At 62.6% G+C, this 23539-nt stretch carries 23 protein-coding genes and 1 tRNA gene; 14 read left to right on the top strand and 10 right to left on the bottom strand.

What is annotated here, in order from left to right; genetic code table 11:
* Nucleotides 1-274: 274 nt before the first annotated feature.
* The 8 genes from O9Z70_RS14285 to O9Z70_RS14250 form a co-directional block, all read right to left on the bottom strand.
* Complete coding sequence (locus O9Z70_RS14285) at nt 275-1558, bottom strand: glutamate-5-semialdehyde dehydrogenase (protein WP_286020105.1); 1284 nt, start codon at nt 1556-1558, stop codon at nt 275-277.
* Complete coding sequence (gene proB, locus O9Z70_RS14280; RefSeq protein ID WP_286020104.1) at nt 1555-2697, bottom strand: glutamate 5-kinase; 1143 nt, start codon at nt 2695-2697, stop codon at nt 1555-1557. The genes O9Z70_RS14285 and proB overlap by 4 nt, the downstream gene beginning before the upstream one ends.
* A 166-nt stretch (nt 2698-2863) precedes the next feature.
* A complete protein-coding gene (gene obgE, locus O9Z70_RS14275) occupies nt 2864-3907 on the bottom strand; it encodes a GTPase ObgE (protein WP_286020103.1) in 1044 nt (347 codons plus the stop codon).
* Nucleotides 3904-4434, bottom strand: a complete 531-nt coding sequence (locus O9Z70_RS14270) for a GNAT family N-acetyltransferase (protein ID WP_286020102.1) — start codon at nt 4432-4434, stop codon at nt 3904-3906. Before O9Z70_RS14270 ends, obgE begins: the two co-directional genes overlap by 4 nt.
* Nucleotides 4431-4958, bottom strand: coding sequence for a GNAT family N-acetyltransferase (locus tag O9Z70_RS14265; RefSeq protein ID WP_286020101.1), 528 nt, complete (start codon nt 4956-4958; stop codon nt 4431-4433). The genes O9Z70_RS14270 and O9Z70_RS14265 overlap by 4 nt, the downstream gene beginning before the upstream one ends.
* Before the next feature lie 121 nt (nt 4959-5079).
* Nucleotides 5080-5346, bottom strand: a complete 267-nt coding sequence (gene rpmA, locus O9Z70_RS14260) for a 50S ribosomal protein L27 (protein ID WP_286020100.1) — start codon at nt 5344-5346, stop codon at nt 5080-5082.
* Between the two features lie 12 nt (nt 5347-5358).
* Complete coding sequence (rplU, locus tag O9Z70_RS14255) at nt 5359-5916, bottom strand: 50S ribosomal protein L21 (RefSeq protein WP_286020099.1); 558 nt, start codon at nt 5914-5916, stop codon at nt 5359-5361.
* Nucleotides 5917-6164: 248 nt separating this feature from the next.
* Nucleotides 6165-6929, bottom strand: coding sequence for an MBL fold metallo-hydrolase (locus O9Z70_RS14250; RefSeq protein WP_286020098.1), 765 nt, complete (start codon nt 6927-6929; stop codon nt 6165-6167).
* A gap of 309 nt (nt 6930-7238) precedes the next feature.
* On the opposite strand from O9Z70_RS14250, the gene O9Z70_RS14245 reads away from it, so the two are divergent.
* Nucleotides 7239-7328, top strand: a tRNA-Ser gene (locus O9Z70_RS14245).
* 182 nt (nt 7329-7510) lie between these two features.
* On the opposite strand, the gene O9Z70_RS14240 is transcribed toward O9Z70_RS14245, so the two are convergent.
* Both O9Z70_RS14240 and O9Z70_RS14235 read right to left on the bottom strand, forming a co-directional pair.
* Nucleotides 7511-8578 (bottom strand): PLP-dependent cysteine synthase family protein, encoded by a 1068-nt coding sequence (locus O9Z70_RS14240; protein WP_286022023.1) that lies wholly within the window; start codon nt 8576-8578, stop codon nt 7511-7513.
* A gap of 443 nt (nt 8579-9021) precedes the next feature.
* Complete coding sequence (locus O9Z70_RS14235) at nt 9022-9786, bottom strand: IclR family transcriptional regulator (protein WP_286020097.1); 765 nt, start codon at nt 9784-9786, stop codon at nt 9022-9024.
* A 144-nt stretch (nt 9787-9930) separates the two neighbouring features.
* Here O9Z70_RS14235 and O9Z70_RS14230 point away from each other — a divergent pair, with 144 nt between their 5' ends.
* The 13 genes from O9Z70_RS14230 to O9Z70_RS14170 all read left to right on the top strand — a co-directional run bounded on the left by O9Z70_RS14230 (nt 9931) and on the right by O9Z70_RS14170 (nt 23514).
* Nucleotides 9931-11370 carry an aldehyde dehydrogenase family protein gene (locus O9Z70_RS14230; protein ID WP_286020096.1) on the top strand — a complete coding sequence of 480 codons (1440 nt, stop codon included), beginning with the start codon at nt 9931-9933 and terminating at the stop codon, nt 11368-11370.
* 1 nt (nt 11371) lies between these two features.
* Nucleotides 11372-12892, top strand: a complete 1521-nt coding sequence (locus O9Z70_RS14225) for a sugar ABC transporter ATP-binding protein (protein WP_286020095.1) — start codon at nt 11372-11374, stop codon at nt 12890-12892.
* Nucleotides 12889-13848 carry an ABC transporter permease gene (locus O9Z70_RS14220; RefSeq protein ID WP_286020094.1) on the top strand — a complete coding sequence of 320 codons (960 nt, stop codon included), beginning with the start codon at nt 12889-12891 and terminating at the stop codon, nt 13846-13848. Before O9Z70_RS14225 ends, O9Z70_RS14220 begins: the two co-directional genes overlap by 4 nt.
* Before the next feature lie 54 nt (nt 13849-13902).
* A complete protein-coding gene (locus O9Z70_RS14215; RefSeq protein ID WP_286020093.1) occupies nt 13903-14859 on the top strand; it encodes a substrate-binding domain-containing protein in 957 nt (318 codons plus the stop codon).
* Nucleotides 14860-15283: 424 nt separating this feature from the next.
* A complete protein-coding gene (locus tag O9Z70_RS14210) occupies nt 15284-15484 on the top strand; it encodes a hypothetical protein (RefSeq protein WP_286020092.1) in 201 nt (66 codons plus the stop codon).
* A gap of 11 nt (nt 15485-15495) precedes the next feature.
* A complete protein-coding gene (locus tag O9Z70_RS14205; RefSeq protein ID WP_286020091.1) occupies nt 15496-17181 on the top strand; it encodes an IclR family transcriptional regulator domain-containing protein in 1686 nt (561 codons plus the stop codon).
* Nucleotides 17181-18284 carry a mandelate racemase/muconate lactonizing enzyme family protein gene (locus tag O9Z70_RS14200; protein ID WP_286020090.1) on the top strand — a complete coding sequence of 368 codons (1104 nt, stop codon included), beginning with the start codon at nt 17181-17183 and terminating at the stop codon, nt 18282-18284. The genes O9Z70_RS14205 and O9Z70_RS14200 overlap by 1 nt, the downstream gene beginning before the upstream one ends.
* A gap of 127 nt (nt 18285-18411) precedes the next feature.
* On the top strand, nt 18412-19443 hold the full coding sequence (locus tag O9Z70_RS14195; RefSeq protein ID WP_286020089.1) for an NAD-dependent epimerase/dehydratase family protein: 1032 nt from the start codon (nt 18412-18414) through the stop codon (nt 19441-19443).
* Nucleotides 19444-19478: 35 nt separating this feature from the next.
* On the top strand, nt 19479-20216 hold the full coding sequence (locus tag O9Z70_RS14190) for a ribonuclease activity regulator RraA (RefSeq protein ID WP_286020088.1): 738 nt from the start codon (nt 19479-19481) through the stop codon (nt 20214-20216).
* A complete protein-coding gene (locus tag O9Z70_RS14185) occupies nt 20213-20680 on the top strand; it encodes a nuclear transport factor 2 family protein (protein WP_286020087.1) in 468 nt (155 codons plus the stop codon). Before O9Z70_RS14190 ends, O9Z70_RS14185 begins: the two co-directional genes overlap by 4 nt.
* Before the next feature lie 25 nt (nt 20681-20705).
* A complete protein-coding gene (locus O9Z70_RS14180; RefSeq protein ID WP_286020086.1) occupies nt 20706-21515 on the top strand; it encodes a shikimate dehydrogenase family protein in 810 nt (269 codons plus the stop codon).
* A gap of 105 nt (nt 21516-21620) precedes the next feature.
* Nucleotides 21621-22436 carry a transporter substrate-binding domain-containing protein gene (locus tag O9Z70_RS14175; RefSeq protein WP_286020085.1) on the top strand — a complete coding sequence of 272 codons (816 nt, stop codon included), beginning with the start codon at nt 21621-21623 and terminating at the stop codon, nt 22434-22436.
* A 1-nt stretch (nt 22437) separates the two neighbouring features.
* Nucleotides 22438-23514: an Ldh family oxidoreductase gene (locus tag O9Z70_RS14170; RefSeq protein ID WP_286020084.1), complete on the top strand. Its 1077-nt coding sequence runs from the start codon at nt 22438-22440 to the stop codon at nt 23512-23514.
* Nucleotides 23515-23539 lie beyond the last annotated feature (25 nt).

Below are 23539 nucleotides of genomic sequence, written 5' to 3'. Positions count from 1 at the left end.
AATTGTTTACATTGGCAGTTTGCTTCGGCCACAGGATTGGCGGTTCCTGCGCCTCCCTCCCCCTTGAGGGGAGGGATTGAGGGTGGGGGTGGCGGAGCGGGGGCGAGGCTCCCGGATGTGCAGGAACCGCAGCACCCCCTCCCCGACCCTCCCCTCAAGGGGGAGGGGGCGAAGGGCCTCACGTCCGGAGTCAACTTGATGCGAACTGCCCGATGTAAACCCTCCATCTCAAGGGAAAGGCGCCGATCGTCGGCAGGGCTGCTGGCGGAACGGCTCAAGGCCGCAATTGTCCGTTGCCGCGGACGCGGTATTTGAAGCTGGTGAGCTGTTCGACGCCGACCGGGCCGCGGGCATGCATTTTGCCGGTGGCGATGCCGATTTCGCCGCCGAAGCCGAATTCGCCGCCATCGGCGAATTGGGTGGAGGCGTTGTGCACGAGAATGGCCGAGTCGATTTCATTGAAGAATTTTTCGACGGCGGCCGGGTCCTCGGCGATGATGGCTTCGGTATGGTGGCTGGAATAATGCTCGATATGGGCAATGGCCGCTTCGAGGCTGTCGACGATTTTCACCGCGATGATGGCCTCTTCATATTCGGTCTTCCAGTCCTGTTCCGACGCGGCGCTGGCCTCGGGGATCATCGACATGACGGTTTCGTCGCCGCGAATTTCGCAGCCCTTGGCGATCAAGGCTTCGATGATGGGCCGGAGATGGGTGGCGGCGACGTCCTTGTGGACCAGCAGCGTCTCGGCGGCGCCGCAAATGCCGGTGCGGCGCATCTTGGCGTTGAGGGTGATGGCGACGGCTTTGTCGAGGTCGGCGCTCTTGTCGATATAGACATGGACCAGGCCTTCGAGATGAGCGAAGACCGGCACCCGCGCCTCGGACTGGACGCGGGCGACCAGCGACTTACCGCCGCGCGGCACGATGACGTCGATATGGTGATCGAGGCCCTTGAGCATCTCGCCCACCGCCGCGCGGTCGGTGACCGGCACCAATTGCACGCATTCCGTGGGCAGGCCGGCCAGGTGCAGGCCATCGAGCAGGCAGTCGACGATGGCGCGGGACGAGTGGAAGCTGTCGGAGCCGCCGCGCAGGATCACGGCATTGCCCGATTTGATGCACAGCGCCCCGGCATCGGCGGTGACATTGGGACGGCTCTCGAAGATGACGCCGATGACGCCGAGCGGAGTGCGGACGCGCTCGATATGCAGGCCATTGGGCCGATCCCATTCGGCAATCGTCGCGCCGACCGGATCGGGCAGTTCGGCGATAATGGTCACCGCCTCGATAATGCCGTCGATGCGGGCATCATTGAGCAGCAGACGGTCGAGGAAAGCGCCGGAAATGCCCTTTTCCTTCGCCGCCGCCATGTCGAGTTCATTGGCGGCGAGGATTTTCCGGCGATGGGCATTGATGGCGCCGGCGGCGGTGAGCAGGGCGGTGCGCTTCTGCTCGGGGGTGGCGATGGCGAGCGCCCGCGCGCCGATGCGGGCGTTGCGGCCGATTTCGGCCATCAAAGCGGGAATGGTCGCAGCCTGTTGGTCGAGAGCGTTCATGGTTCCACTTCCTCCTTGGCGCCGAGCAGCACCAGATTGTCGCGATGCACCAGCTCGGAACGGCTGTCCGCGCCGAGCAGGGCGGTGATGGTGTCGCTCTGCCGGCCCATGACGCGGCGGGCATCGGCACTGTCGAGACCGGACAGGCCCCGGGCAATCTCGCGGCCATCGGGGGCGATAATAGCGATGGTGTCGCCGCGTTGAAAATTGCCGGCGATGCGGGTGACGCCGACCGGCAGCAGCGAGCGGCCCTGCTTGAGGGCGCGCACGGCGCCGCCATCGATCTGGACGCTTCCGGCCACGGCGAGCGTACCCATGATCCAGCGCTTGCGCGACTGGGCGCGCCCGGTGGCGGCGTGGAACAGGGTGTGCTTGCCGCCCGCCGTCAGGGTGGCGAGCGGATGGGGCTCGGTGCCTTTGGCGATGATCATGGCGGTGCCGGCCAGGGTGGCGATCTTGCCGGCCTCGACCTTGGTGGTCATGCCGCCGCGCGACAGATGGCTCGCGGCGCCGCCGGCCATGGCCTCGATGGCCGGGGTGATGGCCTCGACCAGCGGAATATGGACGGCGTCGGGGTCCTTGGCCGGCGGGGCGGTATAGAGCCCGTCGATATCGGAGAGCAGGACCAGGAGGTCCGCCTCGATCATGGTGGCGACGCGGGCCGAGAGGCGGTCATTGTCGCCATAGCGGATCTCGGCGGTGGCGACGCTGTCATTCTCGTTGATGATGGGAATGGCCCCCAGCCCCAAAAGGGTGCGGATCGTGGTGCGGGCATTGAGGAAGTAGCGGCGCTCCTCGGTGATATTGGGGGTGATGAGAATCTGGCCGGTGACGATGCCGTGCCGGCCCAGCGCCGCGGCCCAGGCCTGGGACAGGGCAATCTGGCCGGCGCTGGCCGCGGCCTGACTCTGTTCCAATGTCAGCGTGGTGGCCGAGAGGCCGAGCAGGGAGCGGCCCAGGGCGATGGCGCCGGAGGAAACGATGACGATCTCGCGGTTCTCGGCCTTGAGCGCGGCGATATCCTCGGCCAGGCCGGCGAGCCAGTCGGCGCGCAATTGGCCGGCCTTGTCGACCAGGAGGGCCGAGCCGATCTTGATGGTGACGCGGCGATAGGGCGCGAGGGGCTGATTGGCACTCATCTGGCGACAAACTCGATCCACTCCCTCCCCCTTGAGGGGAGGGTTGGGGTGGGGGTGCTGCGACAATAGCTGGAATCAATGGTTTGGAGCGTGCCGACAGGCCGGCACCCCCACCCTCTTTCCCTCCCCTCAAGGGGGAGGGAGGCGAAAGAGCCCAAGCATCCCATCACGGCGTCCATTTTGTTGCCGCCTGCTGGTTCTCGCGTTCGGCCAGCTCGGCCTTTTCGGCGTCGAGAATGTGGAACACGTCCCAGAGCACCTGTTCGACACCGGCGCCGGTGACCCCGGAAATGGTGCGGATTTCGGCCTTACTGGCCTTTTCGAGCGCCTTGACCTTGTCCTCGAGCTCGTCCGGCGTCAGGGCGTCGGTCTTGTTGAGCACGACGATTTCGGGCTTGTCGGCGAGGATGTCGGCATAGGCGGCCAGTTCGTGGCGGATGGCGTTATAGGTATGGGCGACGTCTTCATTGGTGCCGTCGACCAGATGGATGAGCACGCCGCAGCGCTCGATATGGCCGAGAAAGCGGTCGCCGATGCCGACGCCTTCGCTGGCGCCCTCGATGAGGCCGGGAATGTCGGCCAGCACGAATTCGCGCTCGCCGAGCCGCACCACGCCCAGATTGGGATGCAGGGTGGTGAAGGGATAATCGGCGATCTTGGGCTTGGCGGCGGAGACGGCGGCGAGGAAGGTCGACTTGCCGGCATTGGGCTGGCCGACCAGCCCCGCATCGGCGATGAGCTTCAAACGCAGCCAGATGCCCTTTTCGACGCCTTCCTGGCCGGGATTGGCGCGGCGGGGGGCCTGGTTGGACGAGGTCTTGAAATAGGCATTGCCGAAGCCGCCATTGCCGCCCTTGAGCAGCACGACGCGCTGGCCCACCTCGGTGAAATCGGCGATGAGGGTTTCCTGGTCCTCCTCGAAAATCTGCGTGCCCTTGGGCACGCGCAGCACGATATCGGCGCCATCGGCGCCGGTGCGGTTCTGGCCCATGCCATGCACGCCGGTTTCGGCGCGGAAATGCTGCTGATAGCGGAAATCGATCAGCGTATTGAGGCCATCGGCGCAGACGGCGACGACATCGCCGCCGCGGCCGCCATTGCCGCCATCGGGACCGCCGAATTCGATGAATTTCTCGCGGCGGAAGCTGACGGCGCCGGAGCCGCCGGAGCCGGATTTGATATAGACCTTGGCCTGATCGAGAAATTTCATAGCCGTCTTGCCTTCCAGGCGCTCTGGGTGAGTTGGGTGTCGATATGCTCCACCTCGACGCCGCGCGCAAGGCAGAGCAGGCTGGAGCGGCCGGTCTCGGTAAATCCGAGCTTCTTCTGGATGGCGAGGGAAGCGGCGTTGAAATGGAAGACGCCGGAATAGATTACCGGCGCGCTGCTGGCCGTGAAGAACCAGTCGAGGCTCGCCGCCGCCGCCTCGCTCATGATGCCGCGGCCCCAGAAGGGCTGGCCGAGCCAATAGCCGATGATCGGGCCATGAGGGCCGGGATGGAAGCCGACCTGGCCGGCATAGGCGCCGTCCACCTCGATGGCGAAATTGGTCTGGTCGGCCGGCATGTCGGGCCGGCGCGTCGCCAGCCAGGCCAGGGCATCCGCCAGGCGATAAGGAAAGGGCACGCGCGCCAGATTGCCGGCAACGGCGAAATCGTTGAGATAAGCGGCCAGCGCCGGCGCATCTTCCCCATGGGGCTGGCGCAGGATCAGCCGTTTGGTGCGCAGCCGGGTCATCTCGATAAATCCAGCGCCATGATGGCCAGTTGCTGGCCCTGGAGATTGCCGTCCCGATCCGTGGCCACGCCGATTTCGGTAAAGCCGAGCTTGCTCAGCACCTTGCGCGATGCGGCATTGGCGAGGAGGGCGCGGGAGCGCAATGCCGTGGCACCCGCCGCGCGGGCGGCGGCGACGAGGGCGGCGGCGGCCTCGGTGGCATAGCCATGGCCCCAATGGCGTTCGCCCAGCCAATAGCCGAGTTCGGGCGCCTGTCCGGGGCTGAACGAAAGGCCGACAACGCCGATCAAATTGCCGTCGAGCAGCAGGCCATAGCAGGCCTCGGCCGCGCTGGGCACGATGTTCTCAACGAAGAAGCGGGCGTCGTCCCCGGTATAGGGAAAGGGCAGGCGGCTCATCCATTTGTGGAGATTTTCATTGTTGCAATGTTCCGCGATCGCCGCCGCGTGCGCCATGGTCGGCGCGGTCAGCACCAGACGCGGGGTGACGAGCGTTGCGGGCAGGCGATGCTTCAAAGTGCTCATGGCGCGAAACTTTCGACAACGAAAAGGGGAACCGGCGGACCGGCTCCCCTGTGCATTGCTGTGCTTCTTGCCAAACAAAGCCGGGGAACGGGTCTCCGGCTCTGCGGTCAGGCCTGCCGGATTATTCGGCGGCCTCTGCCGGGACGACGGAAACGTGCACTTTGGCATTGGCGCGGGTGCGGAAGGCGACCTTGCCGTCGACAAGGGCGAAAATGGTGTGATCCCGGCCCAGGCCGACGCCGGAGCCCACGGCCCATTTGGTGCCGCGCTGGCGCACGATGATATTGCCGGCGACGACCGCTTCGCCACCGAACTTCTTCACGCCGAGACGACGGCCAGCGGAATCACGACCGTTGCGGGATGAACCGCCTGCTTTCTTATGTGCCATGGTCTAAGCTCCTTATTCCTTGTCGGCCTTGGCTTCAGCCTTCTTGGCCGGGGCCTTCTTCGCCGGCTTGTCGGCGGCATTGTCTGTCTTGGCGGCGGCGGCCTTCTTGGCAGCCGGCTTCTTGGCGGGCGCCTCGGCGGCGGCTTCGGCCTGAGGCGCGGCGGCCTTGGTCTCGGCCTTGGCTTCGCTCTTCTTGGCCGGGGCCTTGGCGGCCGTGGTCTCGGTCTTTTCGGCCTTGGCGGCAGCCTTGACGGTCGGCTTGGCGCCGCCGGTCAGAATCTCGGTGATGCGCACGGTCGACAGCAGCTGGCGGTGGCCATTGCGGGTCCGCGAATTGTGGCGGCGGCGCTTCTTGAAGACGATGACGGTCTTCTGCTTCTTGGTTTCCACCAGTTCGGCAGCGACCAGGGCGCCTTCCACCAGCGGGGCGCCGACAATGTCGCCGACCATGAGGACCTGGTCGAAGGTGACGATGTCACCGGCCTCGGCCTCGAGCTTTTCGATCTTGATGACGTCGTCGGCAGCAACCTTGTACTGCTTGCCGCCCGTCTTGATAACGGCGAAAGTCATATTCATGCCGCACGGTGTTGCCGCACGGTCCCTATCTGTCGCGCCCTGTGGCGCCGCGGCTTCATGCCAGATCCGCGGGCTTGTCGCATGAGGGGCCGGATTAAGAGATCCGGCCGGCAGCCTCGAGCAGCGTTTTCAAACAAAACCAGCGCACCGGCAGGCACCGGTGCGCAGATGGCTGGCTTATCGGGGCAAAACACCCGGAAGTCAAGCTGTTCGTCAAGCCATTCGTCGGCCGGCCCGCCGCGTCAGCCGCCGTTCGGATACCAATTGCGCAGGCGCACTTCCACCCCCGGATCGATATCGGTTTCGAGCGGGCTGAGATCGCTGTCGCCATAATGATAGGGATAGACGATGCCGGGTTTGAAGATATTGATCGCCGCCACCGCCTGGTCCGGCGTCATTGTATAGGGCAGGTTCATCGGCAGGAAGGCCACGGCGATGTCGCGCAGGGCCAGCATGTCCTCATGGGGCTCGGTGTCGCCGGCTATATAGATATTGGTATCGCCGAAGGTGAGCACATAGCCATTGCCGACGCCGACGGGATGATAGCCCATGCGGTCCGCGGTGGTGTTGTGGGCGGCGATGGCGCGGACGGGAATGTCGAGAATGGTGCCGGCTTCGCCATTGGCCAGCGCAGTGGCCTTGGCCTGGAGCGCTGCGGGGAGCTGGTCGAAGACCGCGCCATTGGTCAGCAGCGGCGCCTCGCCGGCAATGGCCTCCAGGGTCGGCACGTCGAAATGATCGCCATGGCCATGGGTGATGAGAATGGCGGAGGGGGCGGGCAGGCCGGCATAAAGATCGGCACCGCCCACGGGATCGACATAGATAGCCTTGCCGTCCCATTCGAGCACCAGACTGGCATGCTCAACGGGATGGATGACGAGATCGCCGGCGCTGGTGGAAATGAGGTCGGGTATCGGGCTCTCCTGGGCGTGAACGAAGCGGCTGGCGGCGAGCCCGGCAAAGGGCAGGCCCGCCATGCCGGCAATAATGCTGCGGCGCGTAACCATGGTCAAATCTCCCGGTATGATGGATCCAATGCCGGTTTAATGCCCGAGACGGCGTCACGGTCCGGCATGCACGCAATCGTGACGGGCCCGCGCCCCGGCGAAGCCGCCCGCAGCGCGGCGGTTTTGCGCACCTGTCCCCGATGTGGGCCCGTGATCCCGGCGGCCGGCACCGGCATGCCGCAAGACGCCATTCGTGGCTTTTCCGCAAAATAGCGCGCAGAAGGGGAGTTGCAGGCGGCTTTGCGCTATGCCATAAGCCGCCCCGTATCGACCAGCCGCGCCCGCTCCACGGGCGCAAGACGATCTCGCGGAGAGATGGCAGAGCGGTTGAATGCACCGCACTCGAAATGCGGCATAGGGGCAACTCTATCGGGGGTTCGAATCCCTCTCTCTCCGCCAGTCGATACCTCGGAAGCTCCTGAAAATGCTGAGTTTTCCGCCACGCTATCCGGTTGTGCTGCCTGTCTTGGCCTTGTGGAGACTTTGCCTGGCCCGGAGGATGGATGGGCGCTCAAAGCTCGTTCGGTTGACACTCAAGGGGAGGCCTTATGGGGCGGTTGCTCCGGGCCATTGGGCCAGCATCATTCCTTCCGAACCGACTGGCGCAAGAACATGTCCGGATGAAGCATTTTCCCACCAAATGCGGCTTCGACCATCGGCAGGAAGTGCGCAATAATCAGATCATTTGTGTTCAGCCAGTCGTCACAGAAATACGTATCCGCATACCGATCCCCATCATCACAAATTAACGTCACGATCGAGCCGCTCTGGCCGGTCTTGCGCATCTGGTCTGCGGCCCAGATGGCTCCGAGGAAATTGGCGCCTGTCGATCCACCCACTCGCCGACCGAGATGGTCAGAAACGAAACGGCAGGCTGCAATAGAGGCCGCATCAGGTATCTTGACCATCGCGTCGACAACATCGGGCAGAAATGAGGGTTCGACGCGGGGTCGGCCTACACCTTCGATACGCGAACCAGCTTCGCAGGTTGCGGATCTGTCGCCGCTTGCCCAGCCGTCGTAGAATGCCGAATATTCGACATCCGGCACGCATAATCTGGTAGCCCGCCCCGAATAGCGGATATGCCGGCCGATGGTGGATGCCGTGCCGCCTGTTCCTGCGCCCATGACAATCCAGGCGATAGCCGGCTCGTCTTGCATCTGCTGGAAAATCGATTCTGCAATATTGTTTCGCCGCCAGTCTATGGCGCGTTCCGCGTTGGTAAACTGATCCAGGAAATGCCCACCAATATCTTGCGCCAGCGTCTTTGCAGCTGGATAGATAGAGGAAGCGTGCTCCACGAATTTCAGTCTCCCGCCATATTGGAGTATGGCCTTCTGCTTACTGAGGCTTAGACCACGCGGAACGACGGCATAAAAATCCAAGCCGAGAAGTTGAGCGTAATAAGCCTCGCTCACAGCCGTAGAGCCCGAGGATGCATCGATCAGCGGGACGCCCTGGGTAACGGAGCCGTCGCAAATAGAGGCAAGGAGCAGCGAATGCGCCAACCGGTGCTTTAGACTGCCGGTTGCATGGGCGGATTCATCCTTAAAAAAAGCGAAATGCCGGGAAAGGCGGGCAATGGAACCGAAAGAACAGGTGTCTCCATTCCCGCTCGCGCCTCGGCGAGCAGAATGTCCACCGCCCATCTGGACCACTCTGATTTATCAAGATATTTGTTGCTGAAATTCATTTCTTTTTAGATCATATTGCCAATATTCTTTCTGCTAATAGAAAATATACACCGCGTCAATCGGATATGGTGGCAATAATTTCTCTTTGCATTTTGGGAGATGCGTGCCATAAGGCGTGCTACCAGATGCCAGCTTTCGAGTGACGATAGATCGGCAGGGATAGGGGCTTGCAAGGTGGGGGTGCAACAATGGCGGGTATGTATCTATTCTGGGCTCCGGGGCGCCCATGATCTGCGCGATCGTTTTCGGAAATCGTTACGCAAACCACGAGGTTGAAGCTCAGGCGCTCGCCCCGCTCGGGGAGAGAGAGGCGCTCCCTCTTCGCCGATCCTGGTTTAAAGGATGGAAACACCACCGGCATGGCGCCCGAAGCCTCGAACATGGTGCCTATGGTAAAATTATCCCCCCAGCTTGTCCGACAGCGCCTTTGCGTGGCTCAATAGAACTTCGCGCAATTCTTTCAGCTTGGCGATGTCAAACCGGCTGCTGGGGCCGGAGATAGCGATGCCGCCGGGGACAATTCCACCGCGTTCAAACACGGCAACGGCAACGCAGCGCATGTCGGGGGCAAATTCCATGTCGTCGAAGGCGTAGCGCTGCGCGCGAACCAGCGCCAGTTCCCGTCGCAGGGCGTCGGGGTCGGTAATGGTCTTAGGTGCAACCTGCGGTAAGCCCTTGGCAATAACCGCATCCGTAAACCGCGCATCCTGATAGGCCAGCAGAACCTTTCCGATGGATGTCGAGGGCAGGGCGGATCGGTCGCCGATCTGGAAGTCCACGCTGACGCGCTGGGTGCCCTTGGCGCGAAACAGCAGCACGGCGCTGTCGCCTTCCAGCATGGAATAGTGCACCGTTTCGCCTGTCTCCTCAGCAATCTGGCGGATGCATGAGACGATCTGCAACGCGCGATCATCTTCGCGGATCAGGTTGCGCGTCAGCGACAGGACTTTGAGACTCAATGCGTAGCTTTTGGCGCTTTCATCGCGGGTTACGTAACCAGCCTGCACCAGTGTCATTAGCATTCGATATGCGGTTGCGCGATCTGCTCCCATGCCAGTCGCCACCTCAATGACAGACAGTGGTCGTTGCTGCTCTCCAAGAAAATCCAGTACAGACAATGCTTTAAGCGCCGTTGCGCTGATGTTGGTGTCTAGCGTGCTCATGTTTTTCCGAGAAGTCATTCGTTCATTATTCGTATAATTCGTATGATTAATTCCGGCAAGATCATTTTTCGTTGACTCGGTTCATATTGTGAATTACCTCAATCTCAAGCAAAAAATCGAAACCGGTGTCGGGGGCGCTCATCGATGGACATGCTGATCAACAGCATCTGGACGCAGGCGTCTGACGGAGCCTTCGATGCGGTGACCAATCCGGCGACCGGCGAAACCATCGATACCGTGCCGCGCGCCACGATGGCCGATGTCGATGCGGCCGTGGCGGCAGCCCAGTCGGGCCGACGGTTTATGGCGGATTTGCCGGCCTATCGCCGCTACGAAATCCTGGAAGCAGTTGCGCGTCGTATCGAAGCAAATCAGGCGAATCTCGGTGCAAAACTCTGCCGTGAGAACGGCAAGCGGTTAGCAGAAACCACCAGCGAGGTCGGTGTCGCGGCGCGGATTTTCCGAGGCTATGCCGAAGAGGCCAAGCGCATTTTCGGTCGCACCTTTCCGCTTGATACCATTCCTGGTCGCGAGAAGTCGCTGGCCCTGACGACGCGCGAACCCGTCGGTGTCGTGGTGGCCATCGTGCCGTTCAATTATCCGGTCGAGTTGTGGAGCCACAAGGTTGCCGGTGGGCTTGCTGCTGGCAATGCAGTCATCACCAAGCCGCCCGAAGATTGCCCGCTCGTGATGCTAGAAATTGCACGCTATCTCGAAGAGGCGGGTCTGCCCAAAGCCGCCCATCAGGTTGTCACAGGTGGTCGCGAGGTTGGCGAAGCTCTGGTGCGTGCACCGGACGTGCAGATGATCACCATGACCGGCAGCACCGCTGCGGGCATTCGTATTCTCGAAGTTGCGGCCAAGACGCTGAAGAAAGTCCATGTTGAACTGGGCGGCAATGACGCGACGATCGTCTGCGCAGATGCCGACATCCCGGCCACGGCTGCGGCGCTGGTGGCCGGTCGGTTCACCAGTGGTAACGGCCAGATCTGCTGCGCGGTGAAGCGCGTTCTGGTGCAGCGCTCGGTCTACGCACCGTTGCTCGAGGCGGTCGTTGCTATCACCAAAAGCCTGCGTATCGGCGATCCGTCCGACAGCGCTACCGATGTCGGACCATTGATCAACCGCCGTGGTGCGGAACGCGTCGAGGCGCAGATCGCCCAGGCCGTTGCCGATGGCGCGGTTGTGGTCGCCGGCGGCACGCGACGCGACAATTTCATTGAGCCAACTATCCTCACGGGCGTCACCCCGGGCACGCCCGCCTTTGCCGAAGAAACCTTCGGCCCCGTGCTGCCCTTCCTCGTCTATGACGATTTCGAGGAGGCTCTCACCCTCGCCAATGACAGTCCCTATGGTCTGCAGGCGGCGATTTTTACCAATGACATGCGCCGCATCATGCGCGCCTATGAAGTGCTCGATGTCGGCACGGTGGTGGTCAACCACACGACAGCCGTGCGCGTCGAAACCCTGCCATTCGGCGGCAATCGCGGCAGCGGTAATACCCGCGAAGGCATGCATGACACGCTGCACGACATGACCAAGCAGAAGACGCTGCTGCTCAGCGAAGTCTTTGGGGCAATCTGAGATGGCGCGCCTTGAGGTCAGCCATATCGCGAAGAGCTATGACGGCAACAAGGCGGTGCGCGACATTTCGTTCTCCGTGGGAGCCGGACAGGTGCTGGCGCTGTGCGGCGAGAATGGCGCCGGCAAATCCACGCTGATGAAGATGCTGTCTGGCGCCGTCATCCCCGACGAGGGCAACATCGTCGTGGGCGGCGTATCGGCCAATATTGCCCAGCCAGCCGATGCGATGGCGCTGGGTATCCGCACGGTCTATCAGGAACTGAGCCTCCTGCCGCATCTCAGTGTGGCGGAAAATCTGCTGCTCGGGCGCATGCCGAAGAAACTGGGCTTCGTGGTCGATTGGCCGGCTGCCAATGCGCTCGCGCAGCACGTCCTGTCCGGCTTCGGCTTTGACTCCATCGATCCTCGCTCGCTGGTTGGCGAGCTCAGCGTCGCGCAGCAGCAGATCGTCGAAATCGCCAAGGCGCTAGTGGCCGATCCGGCTATTCTGATCCTTGATGAACCGACCGCCGTGCTCTCGGCTTCGGAGACCGAAAGGCTCTTTGCCAAGGTGCGTGCGCTGGCGGCATCGGGCACCACGGTGCTTTATATTTCCCATCGCCTCGAAGAGATTTTCGAGATCGCCGATCATGTGGTGGTGCTCAAAGATGGCCAGAGCGTGATGGCCGGGCCGATTGGCGCGCTGACCCAGGATAGCCTGATCGAAGCTATGGTGGGCCGCCCACTCGAAGCGATCTTTCCACCTCGCAATCGCTTGCCGGGCGCGACCGTTCTCGAGGTCGCAGGACTGACGCGCGAGGACGACTTTGCCGATGTAAATCTGACGCTACGCGCAGGTGAAATCCTGGGCATGTTCGGGCTTGTCGGCAGCGGCCGCACCGAAATTGCCAAATCGATCTTCGGCGCCCTGCCGGCCCAGAGCGGGCAGATCACTCTGAATGGCAAGCTCGTCCGCTTTGCAACGCCCGAAGATGCGGTACGCCACGGCATTGCCTTCATCACCGAGGACCGCAAGGGCGATGGTTTGGCGCTTGACGCCAGCGTGCTCGATAATGCCGGACTCGCTTCGTACGATCGCGTCTCGCAGTTCGGCGTGCTCAATATGCGCGCGCGGCGCCAGCTGGTGGACGAAAAGGTCGCCCAGCTTTCGATCCGCCCTAGGGGCGTCGAGCGTCCGGTGCGCCAATTGTCGGGCGGCAATCAGCAAAAGGTCGTGCTGGCGAAATGGCTCTTGGTGCAGGGCACCAAGCTTTTCATTTTCGATGAGCCGACGCGCGGCGTCGACATCGCCACCAAGGTCGAAATTTATCAGATGATCGCCGATTTGGCCGTCGCTGGCGCTGCCGTGCTGCTCATCTCCTCGGAAATGCCCGAGGTACTGGGCCTGTCCGATCGCCTGCTGGTGCTGCGCGAAGGGCGCATCGTCGCCGAACTGACGCCCCAGGATTTCAAAATGGAAACCGTATTCATGCATGCCGCCGGAATTGATGTGCCGGCCAACACGACGGAGCGTCTGAATTGACACTGGCTACTCAATCCCTTTCGGACAAGCCAGCCTTCTGGCAGCGCTTCAGCCGTGCCGATCTCATCTTTGCAGCGGCGATCATCGCGCTGATCGTCTTCGCGTCCATTGCATCGGACGCTTTCCTCACCCAGCGCAACATCGTCAATGTCTCGCGCCAGATCGTCACCAACGGCTTTCTCAGCCTGGGCATGCTGATGGTTATCCGCACCGGCGGCATCGACCTGTCGGTGGGTTCGGTCCTGGCCTTTGCCGGATTGCTGGCGACGGGCCTGCAGGCCGACATGCATTTCTCGCTGGCCATTCTCTTGGCCCTCGTCATGGGCGGCGCTGTGGGCTGGGTCAATGGCACGCTGATTTCGCGCTTCAACCTGCAGCCCTTCATCGTTACGCTCGCAACCATGGGGAGCCTGCGCGGCCTGCTCTATGTCTATGCCGATACGCCGCGTTATCCATCTGACGAGCTGTTCCGCAGCCTGTTGGGCGGTGCCTTTATCGGCCCCGTGCCGGTCAATTTCATCCTCTTTGCACTCGCCGTCCCGTTGGTGTGGTTCTATCTCGAACGCACCGTGTCGGGCCGTGCCGCCTATGCGCTGGGCGTCAATAAGGAAGCCGTACGCCTCGCGGGCATCAATGTCGGAAAGCACCTGACGCTGGCCTATGTCCTGTGCGGCGTCTTCGCGGCCATTGCCGGAGTGCTCTTGTCCAGCCGGCTGGGCATTGCCCAGCCCAGCGTGGGTATTGGCTACGAACTCGACGCCATTGCGGCCGTGGTCATCGGCGGCGGCCTGCTCGGTGGCGGCGGCGGCACGGCACTCGGCGTGCTGGGCGGCGTGCTGGCGCTCGCCGTGGTCGACAACGTACTCAACCTCTTCAACGTCGACTCCTACTACCAGCAATTGGTGAAGGGGATGATTATTCTTGTTGCGGTGCTGGCTCGCCGGAAAAAAGCCTGACCGCGCATCAACCGCGCGGAACCCAACGGGCCGCGCACCAAAGGGAGAAGAACTATGAATATCAAGACGACACGAAACCTGCTGGGGGCCGCAGTCTTCGCAACCGCCATGCTTGGGGCCGGCGCTTTGCGCGCCCAGGAGGAGATCAAGATCGGCGTGGTCAACCTGTCGCTGTGCTGCGCCTATTTCGTGGGCATGGATGCAGCGGTCAAGGATGAGGCGTCCGCCTATTCCAATGTGCGCCTGCTTTCGACCGATGCCGATGGCGACGTCGCCAAGCTGACCTCGGACGTCGAAGACCTGCTCAACCAGGGCGTCAGCGGCCTGATCGTCTCGGGCGCCTTCATCGAGGCCGCGCCAGCGGCGCTCGAAGCGATCACCGAAGCCGGCGTGCCCGTCGTCATGGTCGATCGCCTGCTCAAGGGCGGCGACTATACCAGCTGGGTTGGCCCGGATAACCGTGCCATCGGCGAAGGCATTGGTGACTACATCGTGGATCGTCTCGGCGGGTCGGGCAAGGTCGTCATCATCCGTGGCGGCCCGGCCGACAATACGATCGGCTCCAACCGCACTGATGGCGTCAGCGCCAAGCTCGCTGCGGCCAATCTGACTGCCGTGGTCGCGCCGGGATGGGGCGACTGGAGCGCCGATGGCGGTTTCCGCCAAATGGAAGACATGCTCTCCAAGGAAACCGACATCTCGGCGGTGTTCTGCGAGAATGATTCCATGTGCCTGGGCGCACAGAACGCCATTGCCGATGCGGGTCTTGCCGACAGCATCTTCATCGCCTCGGTCGATGGTGAAGCCGGTGCTCTTGCTGAAATCGCCCGCGAAGGCAGCAATTATGGTGCTACCGGCCTCAACAGTGCCGACCAAATCGGCCGCGCCGGTTTCAACCGCCTGATGGCCATCCTGGCTGGCGCGGCCGCCCCCAAGGATACCGCCATGCCATCTCCAATCATCACGAAAGATAATGTGGCGCGCTTCATCAATGAAGACAGCGTGTTCTAATCCCCACATGCGTTGATGACGTGCAAGACAAAGGAGCAGTCGGCATTGCGCCGACTGTTCCGCTTTTAACTGACATCGGCTATCCTACCGGCTTGGAGACACACATCGAGCAACAAGAATGGAAGTGCTCTTGGTCGACATATTCTCTCCTCCGCGTGCGATTTCCTGACTGTGGGCGTGGTGATCAATGCTGACGACTATCGCCATTGCATGTCCTGAAACAGCTGGACTGAAGACTCACCAGGCGCGATCGCGTCTCACACCTGCCAGGCGGATGTTGCCTCGATTAGCTGTCACAGGCGAATAGCTGGGCCTACTGACTCAATCTCGTCATCCTAGTCTCAATATATGAGACTTTGGAGCAGCGCTTTGTTGACGCCAGAGTGTTGGCTCGGCTAGCTGCTTGCTTCTGGGAGGTTGTTCAGTGTCGGATCGGATAGGCGTGCAGCATGGCCAGATGCGCGAAATAGTGCCTGCCTTTGGCGAGCACATTGGTCGGCTGGTTTTCGATGGCGTGGATGGGCTGGTGCCCCGACAGGATGTTCCGGGCACGGGCGCCCGCATTTCCGCGCCGGGCGAGGAACTCTCCGGCACGATATCGCTGGCGGTACGGCGCGCGAACTGATCGGAGCGGGCATGACAAGGCGTCACGACAATGCAGTCGGGTGGGAAGAAGAGGATGCGCCTCAGATCAGCGTCAAAGGCGCTGCGCTGATCGGCAAGGCGACCGAGGTGCTGACCCGTATCGGCAGCGCGCCCGGCAAGGTCGGCTTCGCCGAGCTGTCGAGCGCCACGGGCATCGCGCGGGCCACGCTCTACCGCATCCTTTCGGCGCTGGCCTCGCGCGGACTGATCCGCATCGATCCGGTGACGCAGAATTATACGCTGGGCTTCCAGTTTCTTGAACTGGCGCAAAATGTCTGGTCCTCGGCCGATCTCGCCTCAGTCGCATCGGCAGAACTGCGCCGCTTGCGCGATATGACCGGCGAAACGGCCTATCTGGCCGTGCAGGAAAAGCGCCATGTGCTGGCGCTGGGACGTTTCGAAGGCGCACACTCCCGGCGATCCAATGCGCGCCTAGGTGCGCTCAAACCCATGCATTGCACCAGTCAGGGCAAGGCCATCCTGTCGGCGCTGAGCGAAGCGCAGGTCGATGCGATCCTCCACGAAGGTATGGAGCGCTTCACACCTTTCACCATTGTCGACCCCGCCGCGCTCAAGGTGCAATTGCAGATCATTCGCGCCCGGGGCTATGCAACCGATGACGAGGAGATCGTTGAAGGGACGCGTTGCGTCGGGGCTGCCGTGACCGACCGGGCAGGGCGCCCCATTGCCGCGATCAGCGTGGCGGGGCCGGTCTATCGCATGACGGTGGAGCGGGCCGAGCAATTGGGCCGCGAAATTGCCGAGGCGGCGCGCCGAATTTCCGATCAATTGGCGCCCTATCTGTTCGAAACGCGCGCTCGCCATCCCGATATCCGCCAGGCTAGCGAGGCCGCGGGCTTTGCCACGGGCTCGCCTTTCTGGGATGCGTCACGTGGCCATTTGTGCTGGGTCGACAAGCTTGCGCCATCTGTCCATGGCCTGCGTGGACCCAAGGATGTGTTCAGCCTTGATGTTCTCGGCGAAAGTCTGGTGAGTGCTGCGCAGCACGAAGATGGCGTCGTCATTGCCAGCGTCAATCGCATCGGCCTGCTCGCGCGCGATGGTCAGTTCGACTTGCGCGACCTTGCGGGCGACAAGCGGCTGACGACGATCCTTGCCTTGCCCGATGGTGCGCTCTGGGCCGCGGCCACGCGCCGCGACGTCGACGGGGCGGTGTTGGGGCCACTTGACCTGGCCAGCGGCAAAATCGACCCTGTTTTCGAGCTGCCGGACGCCGTTTCAGGGCTTGCGGTCAATCGCGATGGCACGACGCTTTATGCCACCCTGCCGGGGCGCGGTGCCATCTACCAATTAGCGCCGCTCGAAAAGCGCAAGCGCATCTTCGCCGATCTGCCTAAGGTGGCTGGTTCGCCCGCTGCGCTCGCTCTGGATGGGGAGGAGCGGGTCTGGGTTGCCATGGCCGATGGCTGGAGCATTATTCGCCTCAACGAGGATGGCGACTTCGATCGCACCATAGCCATACCTGTACCGGCGCCGACCGGCATCTGTTTTGGCGGCGCGAACTATGACCGGCTTTTCGTCACCAGCGCCCGGCTGGGCCTGACCCGAGAGGCGCTGATGCATTCGCCGCTATCGGGCCATGTGCTCGAACTCGATGCCGGCCAGCCCGGCAGCCCGGCCTCTGTCACAACCCTTTCGCCAAACCAGGTCACCTGATGTCCCACACCGCCCCCATCACTTCGCTCGAGACCTTTCCGGTTTCCATTCCCTTTGTTGATGGGGGCAAGGGGACCGGGGCCACGCCGTCACGCTGGCACACGCTTGATATGGTCCTGGTGCGCCTCGAGGACGAAGATGGCCATGTCGGCTGGGGCGATTCCTTCTCCTATTTCTGCACGAGCGCCACCCATGCCGCCGTTAACGATATGATCGCGCCAAGCGTTATCGGACGCGCGATCGAGGACATTTCGGCCTGGAATATCGAGGTGCAGAAAAAGCTGCACCTGTTTGGGCGCTACGGGATCACCACTTTTGCCCTTTCGGGTGTCGATATCGCATTGTGGGATTTGCAGGCCAAGCGAAACGGCGAGCCCCTAGCTGCGGCCGTCGCTGGTTCTATGGTGACGCCGCGGGCCATGCCCGCCTATGCGAGCCTTGTTCGCTATGGCGACATCGACCTGGTTCGGCATCATTGCCAGCGCGCAATCGACCGGGGCTTTCATCACATCAAACTGCACGAGGTCGAGCCGCAGATCATTGCCGCTGCGCGAGAGGTCATCGGTCCCGATGCGGTGCTGATGGTCGATGCCAATTGTGCCTGGACGATCGAAGAAGCCATCGCCCAGGTGCCTTCGCTCAAGGCGAGCAATGTGCTCTGGATCGAGGAGCCGATTTTTCCGCCTGACGACTATGACGGCCATAGGCAGATCGAGATGGCCGGAATGGCAGTGGGCGCTGGCGAAAATGCCTCGACGGCATTCGACTTTGCCCGCCTCAGCAAGTCCTTGCGCTTTCCGCAGCCGAGCGTCACCAAGGTCGGGGGGGTCTCCGAATTCGTTGGTGTCGTGCGCGATGCGCGGGCATTGGGCAAATCGGTCATGCCACACACGCCCTATTTTGGGCCGGGCTTTTTCGCCACTCTCGCCATGGCACCGCTGCTGCCGCAGGATTCGCTGCTCGAATATCTGTTCGTCGATCCCGACGGTTGGCTGCAGCCGCCACCGGCCCTGGTCGATGGCAAGATGATCGTGCCCGAAGGTGCCGGGATCGGATTTGAGCCCGATCCCGACATGCTGGAGCGCTTCGCCATTTCAGCGTAGTCCCATGATGTGAGATGGGGTTTGCTCCCAGCCAAGATTGGCGCTTTCCAGCCGGAGGGAATTCTTTCAAGGTGAAACTGCCGGATGACCAAGGGTCTCTGGCACCTGACGATCCTTGGAGAGTAAAATGGACGTTTTCGTTTCCGGCGCAACCGGCCGCGTCGGTGGGACCCTGGCAACTGCGCTGCAACAGCGTGGCTTGAAGGTCAGGACCATTGCTGTCCCCAACGATCCCAATCGCGCAGCCACCGAAGCGCGCGGTGTCGAATGTATTACTGGCAGCCTTGCCGATGTCGACATCGTGCGTCAGGCGGTAGAAGGCGTCTCGTCCATTTTCCATATGGCGGCCGTCATTTCGTTCCAGCCCACGGCGCGAGATCTGCTTTGGGACGTCAACGTCGTGGGGACCTATAACGTGCTGCGTGCCGCCGCCGAACAGGCGAGGCACCGCAAGGTGCGTATGGTATTCGCGTCCAGCGATCAGGTCTATCCTACCCGTTTTGCGCGCTATCGCCCGACCGACGAGTTGCACCCGCACGAGCCCTATACTTTCTACGGCATGTCCAAAGTGCTCGGCGAAGAGATGGTCAAGTTCTACAACCGCTCCGAAGCCAATCTCGACATTAGCACGGCAGTCTTCTCCCATACCGAAGCGGCCCATGAGCTGATCGATCCCAATGGCGAATATTCCGGCGCCGCCTTCTATGTGAATGCCCGGGTCAAGAGCCTCAAGGCCAGCAGCACCCACCATGCCGGCGCCAATAGCGACGATCAGTTGCGCAAGGTGCTCGATATTCTCGAGCCGCTGATGGGCGATGATGAGCCGCTGCTGCTCACTTACGATGAAAACGGCAAGCCCCATACCCAGGAGCTGGTGGATGTGCGCGACATCGTGCAGGGCCTGCTGCTGATCCATGACAAGCCCGAGGCCATTGGCGAGACCTTCAATATCGCCCCTGTCAGTCCCGTCAGCCTTGCGGAATTCATTCCCTATCTCGCCGAGGCTACCGGCCGCCGTTATGTCGAAGCGCATATTCCCGTGCCGCTTGGCCGCACCCATGGCAGCAGCGTCAAGGCCCGCTCCATCCTCGGTTTCCAGCCCCAATATTCGCTGTTCGACATGGTCGATGAGGCCGTCGGCCGGACCAAGTCGAAGTGAACCAAGTAGTCGCACTGCGCCAAGCGGAGTCTGAAATGAGCGATGTCGTCGTTACCCAGGATATCCTGGACAAGCTGAAACAGGCCAGCACGGCCACCCTGACCACTCAATTGTTCAAACATGGCTTCCGCCAGCAATTCCTTGTGGGCCTCAATGCCCTCAACAAGGAGGCCGGCAGCTTTGCGGGCGAAGCATTCACCCTGCGCTTCATTCCGTCCCGCGAAGACAAGGATTGGGATCTGGGCGATCTGGCCAAGCGCGGCGACGACAACCTGCAATGGGAAGCGGTCGAAGCGATCGAGCCGGGCAAGGTTCTGGTCATCGATAGCCGCAGCGATCCGCGCGCCGCCTCGGCCGGCAACATGCTGATGACCCGATTGATGCGCAAGGGCGTGGCCGCCGCCATTACCGATGGCGCCTTCCGCGACGGCACCGAAATTTCGCGCATGAATTTCCCGGCCTATTGCGCCGCCAATACCGCCTCGACCCGTCCGGCCTTCCACCGGGCCATCGACATGCAGCGTCCCATCGGCTGTGCCGGTGTTGCGGTCTATCCGGGTGACGTCATCGTGGGCGATGCCGATGGCGTCGTGGTGATCCCGCGCCATCTGGCGCCGGTTTTGGCCGACGCGGCCTATGAACAGGAAATGCGCGAGCGGTTTCTGTTTACCAAGATCGATGCCGGCGCGCCGCTCTGGGGCACTTATCCGCCCGATGAGCAGACGCTGGCCGAATATGTCTCCTGGCGCGCCAATAATGGAAAACAGTCATGACTGAAGCCGCAAACAAGGCCGAGGCGCTGATCCGCCGTTATTTCGCCGCCTGCAATGCCGCCGATCACGACGAACTGGTCTCCTGCTTCACGCCCGATGCCGTGCATTATTTCCCACCCGGCCTGCCCGGGGCGCCCTGGCGCGGGGCCAAGGCCATCGCCGATGGCTGGGTGTGGTGCGTCAAAACGCTGGGCTCGCGCTGGACCATCGAGAAAGTGCTAGCCGGCGCCGATGGCCGGGAAGCGGTGATCGAATGGACGCATTGGAAAACCGCGCCGGGGGAAATTCTGCGCGGCGACGAATGGTATATTTTCGACGAGCAGATCGAACGCATCGTGGAAATCCGTGCTTATTACGCCTCGCCGGTAGACAAGTCGCAGCCGCTTAATGGGTTGCATGATTTCGACTATGCGGGGCGGGGCTTTGCCATGGCGCCGCCGTCGCCGGCCCCCAAGCTCGACTGATCAGGTTCAACCCACAGGCACGCCCATGACCGCACTCACCGGCAAAACCCGGATCAATCTGCTGATCGGCTCGCCCATTTCACAGGTTCTGGCGCCGGGCTGGCTGAGCGAACGCATGCAAGAGGCCGGCTATGACGGGCTGCTGGTGCCGATGCACATCCTGCCGGAACGGCTAGATTCGGCGCTGCCGGAACTGATGGCCATGCCCAATGTGGATGCCATTCTGGTGACGCTGCCGCATAAATTCGGCGCCGCGCGCCATTGCGCCGAACTGTCGCCGCGCGCTGCGGCGCTGGGAGCGATCAACGCCATGCGCCGCCGCCCGGAAGGGGGTTGGTTCGGCGACAATTTCGATGGTGCCGGCATGGTGAAGGGTCTGTCCGATGCCGGCCATGCGCTGGCCGGCAAGGCGGTCTATGTGGCCGGGGCCGGCGGGGCCGGCTCGTCCATCGCCGTCTCGGCGCTGGAAGCCGGCGCGACGCGGCTGGCGCTGCACGATCCCGACACCGAAAAGCAAGCCGCCCTGCTGGCCCTGTTGGAGCGCCATTATCCGGGGCGGGCGCGCCAGGGGCAGGGCGATGTCACCGGGTTCGACGTGGTGATCAATGCCAGCTATGCCGGTTTCAACCCCAATGATCCACTGCCAGTCGATGTGTCCGGGCTGGCCGGAAACGCGGTGGTGGCCGATGTCATCACCGACCCGGTGCCCACCAGGCTGCTGATCGAGGCGGAGAAGCGCGGCTGCGCCACACGCGACGGCACCCATATGCTGGAAGGGCAGATGCAATTGCTGTTCGACTTCATGACAGAGCAGGCCCGCAGTCTCACGAAGTGAGACGCAGCCGGGCGTGATCGGCGCATCGCCGCTTACTTCGCCCCGGCAATATCGTAAGTGATGAGACGCTGCCGGAAGGGCGGCACTCAGGAGGACTTTCAGAAGATGACCATAGACACCGTTTTTTCCCGCCGCATGGTCCTTGGCCTGGCTCTGGCCGCCGCCGTGCTCACGCCGGTGCTGGCGCATGCCGATGCGCTCGCCGATATCGAGGCCGCCGGCAAAATCCGCGTCTCGATCGACCCGGCAGCCCCGCCCTATTCCTCGCTTGACGCTTCGGGCCAATATGTTGGCTCGGAAGTGGAATTCGCCAACAAGCTGGGCGCCGATTGGGGCGTCGCGGTGGAACTGGTGCCGACCTCGGCCGCCAACCGCATTCCCTATCTGCAGACCAATCGCGCCGACGTGGTGATCTCGACGCTCTCGATCACCGATGAGCGCCGCGAAGTGATCGACTTCTCGCGCCCTTACAGCGCCATCCAGATCGTGGTGGGCGGCCCGGCGGCGTCGGGCGTGGACAGCATCGACGACCTGGCGGGCAAGCGTATCGCCGTAGTGCGCGGCAGCACCAATGACGCCCAGATCACCGCCGATGCGCCCGAAGGCGCCGACATCGTTCGTCTCGAAGACGACTCGACCGCCATCACCGCGCTGCTGAGCGGCCAGGCCGATCTGTACGTTACCGCGCCCGCTCTATTAACCACCGTCAATGCCCAGAATCCGAGCCTCGATGTTCGTCCGCTGATCGTGCTCAATACCAATGTCACTGGCATTGGCGTCGCCAAGGGCGAGGATGCGCTGCGCGAAAAGCTCGACGCCTGGGTCGCCGACGGCATCGCCGATGGCAGCCTCAATGCCATCTATAGTGGCGCCTTCGGCATCGACCTGCCGCCTGAAGTCACCGAGTGGGCGGAACAGTGACATGAACGTGCTGCCCGATCCGAAAGCCGGCGGCGCGCGCTTTGCGTATTCCGCGCTGCTCGATGCCACCACGGCGCTATTCATGGGGGCCGGCATGCAGGAAGCTATGGCGCAGGACGTGGCCAGTTCGCTGGTTACCGCCGATGCTATCGGGCACAGCACGCATGGGCTGGCCATCGCGCCCTGGTATCTGGACGAAATCGCCTCGGGGGCCCTGCATCTGGAGGGCAGCTATGAGGTGATTTCGGACCGACCGGCCTGCGTCGCCTGGAACGGACGGCGCCTGGCGGGGGCCTGGCTGATCAACCGCGCCATCGATGTGGCGCTGGAGAGGATTGAGCGCGAGGGCGTGGTGACGCTGACCATCGGGGAGGGCTATCATACCGGGGCCCTCGCCACCTATCTGCCCCGCATCACCGAGCGGGGGCTGATGGCGATCCTGGCCTGTTCGGGGCCGGCGCATCAGGGCGTGGCTCCTTTTGGCGGCACACGCGGCGTGTTCACCCCCAATCCGCTGGCCGCCGGCATTCCCACCGGGGCCGACCCGATCCTGCTCGATATCAGCTGCTCGATCACCACGGTGAAACGTTCGACCCAATTGGCGCAGGCCGACCGGCTTTACGAACATGAATGGCTGCTGGACGAAGAGGGTCAGCCGACATGCGACCCCAAGGTGCTGATCGAGGGGCAGGGTACGCTGATGCCGGTGGGCGGCATGGATCATGGCCATAAGGGCTATGCCATGGCGCTGCTGGTGGAGGCGCTGACCCAGGGCCTCAGCGGCACCGGAAGGCGCCAGCAAATGTCCGGCACGGTGATGAACACTTTTTTGCAGGTCATCGATCCGGCGGCCTTTGGCGGGCGACGCGTCTTTGCCGACGAGATGGACTGGCTGGTCGATCGCTGCCGCGAAAATCCCCCGCGTCCGGGGGTGGAACGGGTGCGCATTCCCGGCGACCAGGCCCGGCGCCGGCAGGATGAAGCGGCGCGCGAGGGCGTGTTCCTGGCGGAAGAAATCCTGGTTCCGCTCAAGCCTTATTTCGACAGGGCCGGCATCGCGTTCCCAAACGCGGCCTGACTTTTCCTGTTCCCACAGCTTCTTT

It is taken from the genome of Devosia sp. YIM 151766 (genome assembly GCF_030285925.1).
Lineage (GTDB): Bacteria > Pseudomonadota > Alphaproteobacteria > Rhizobiales > Devosiaceae > Devosia.
The sequence above is the reverse complement of the archived record's forward strand: the minus strand, read 5'-3'. Positions and strand labels throughout refer to the sequence as shown.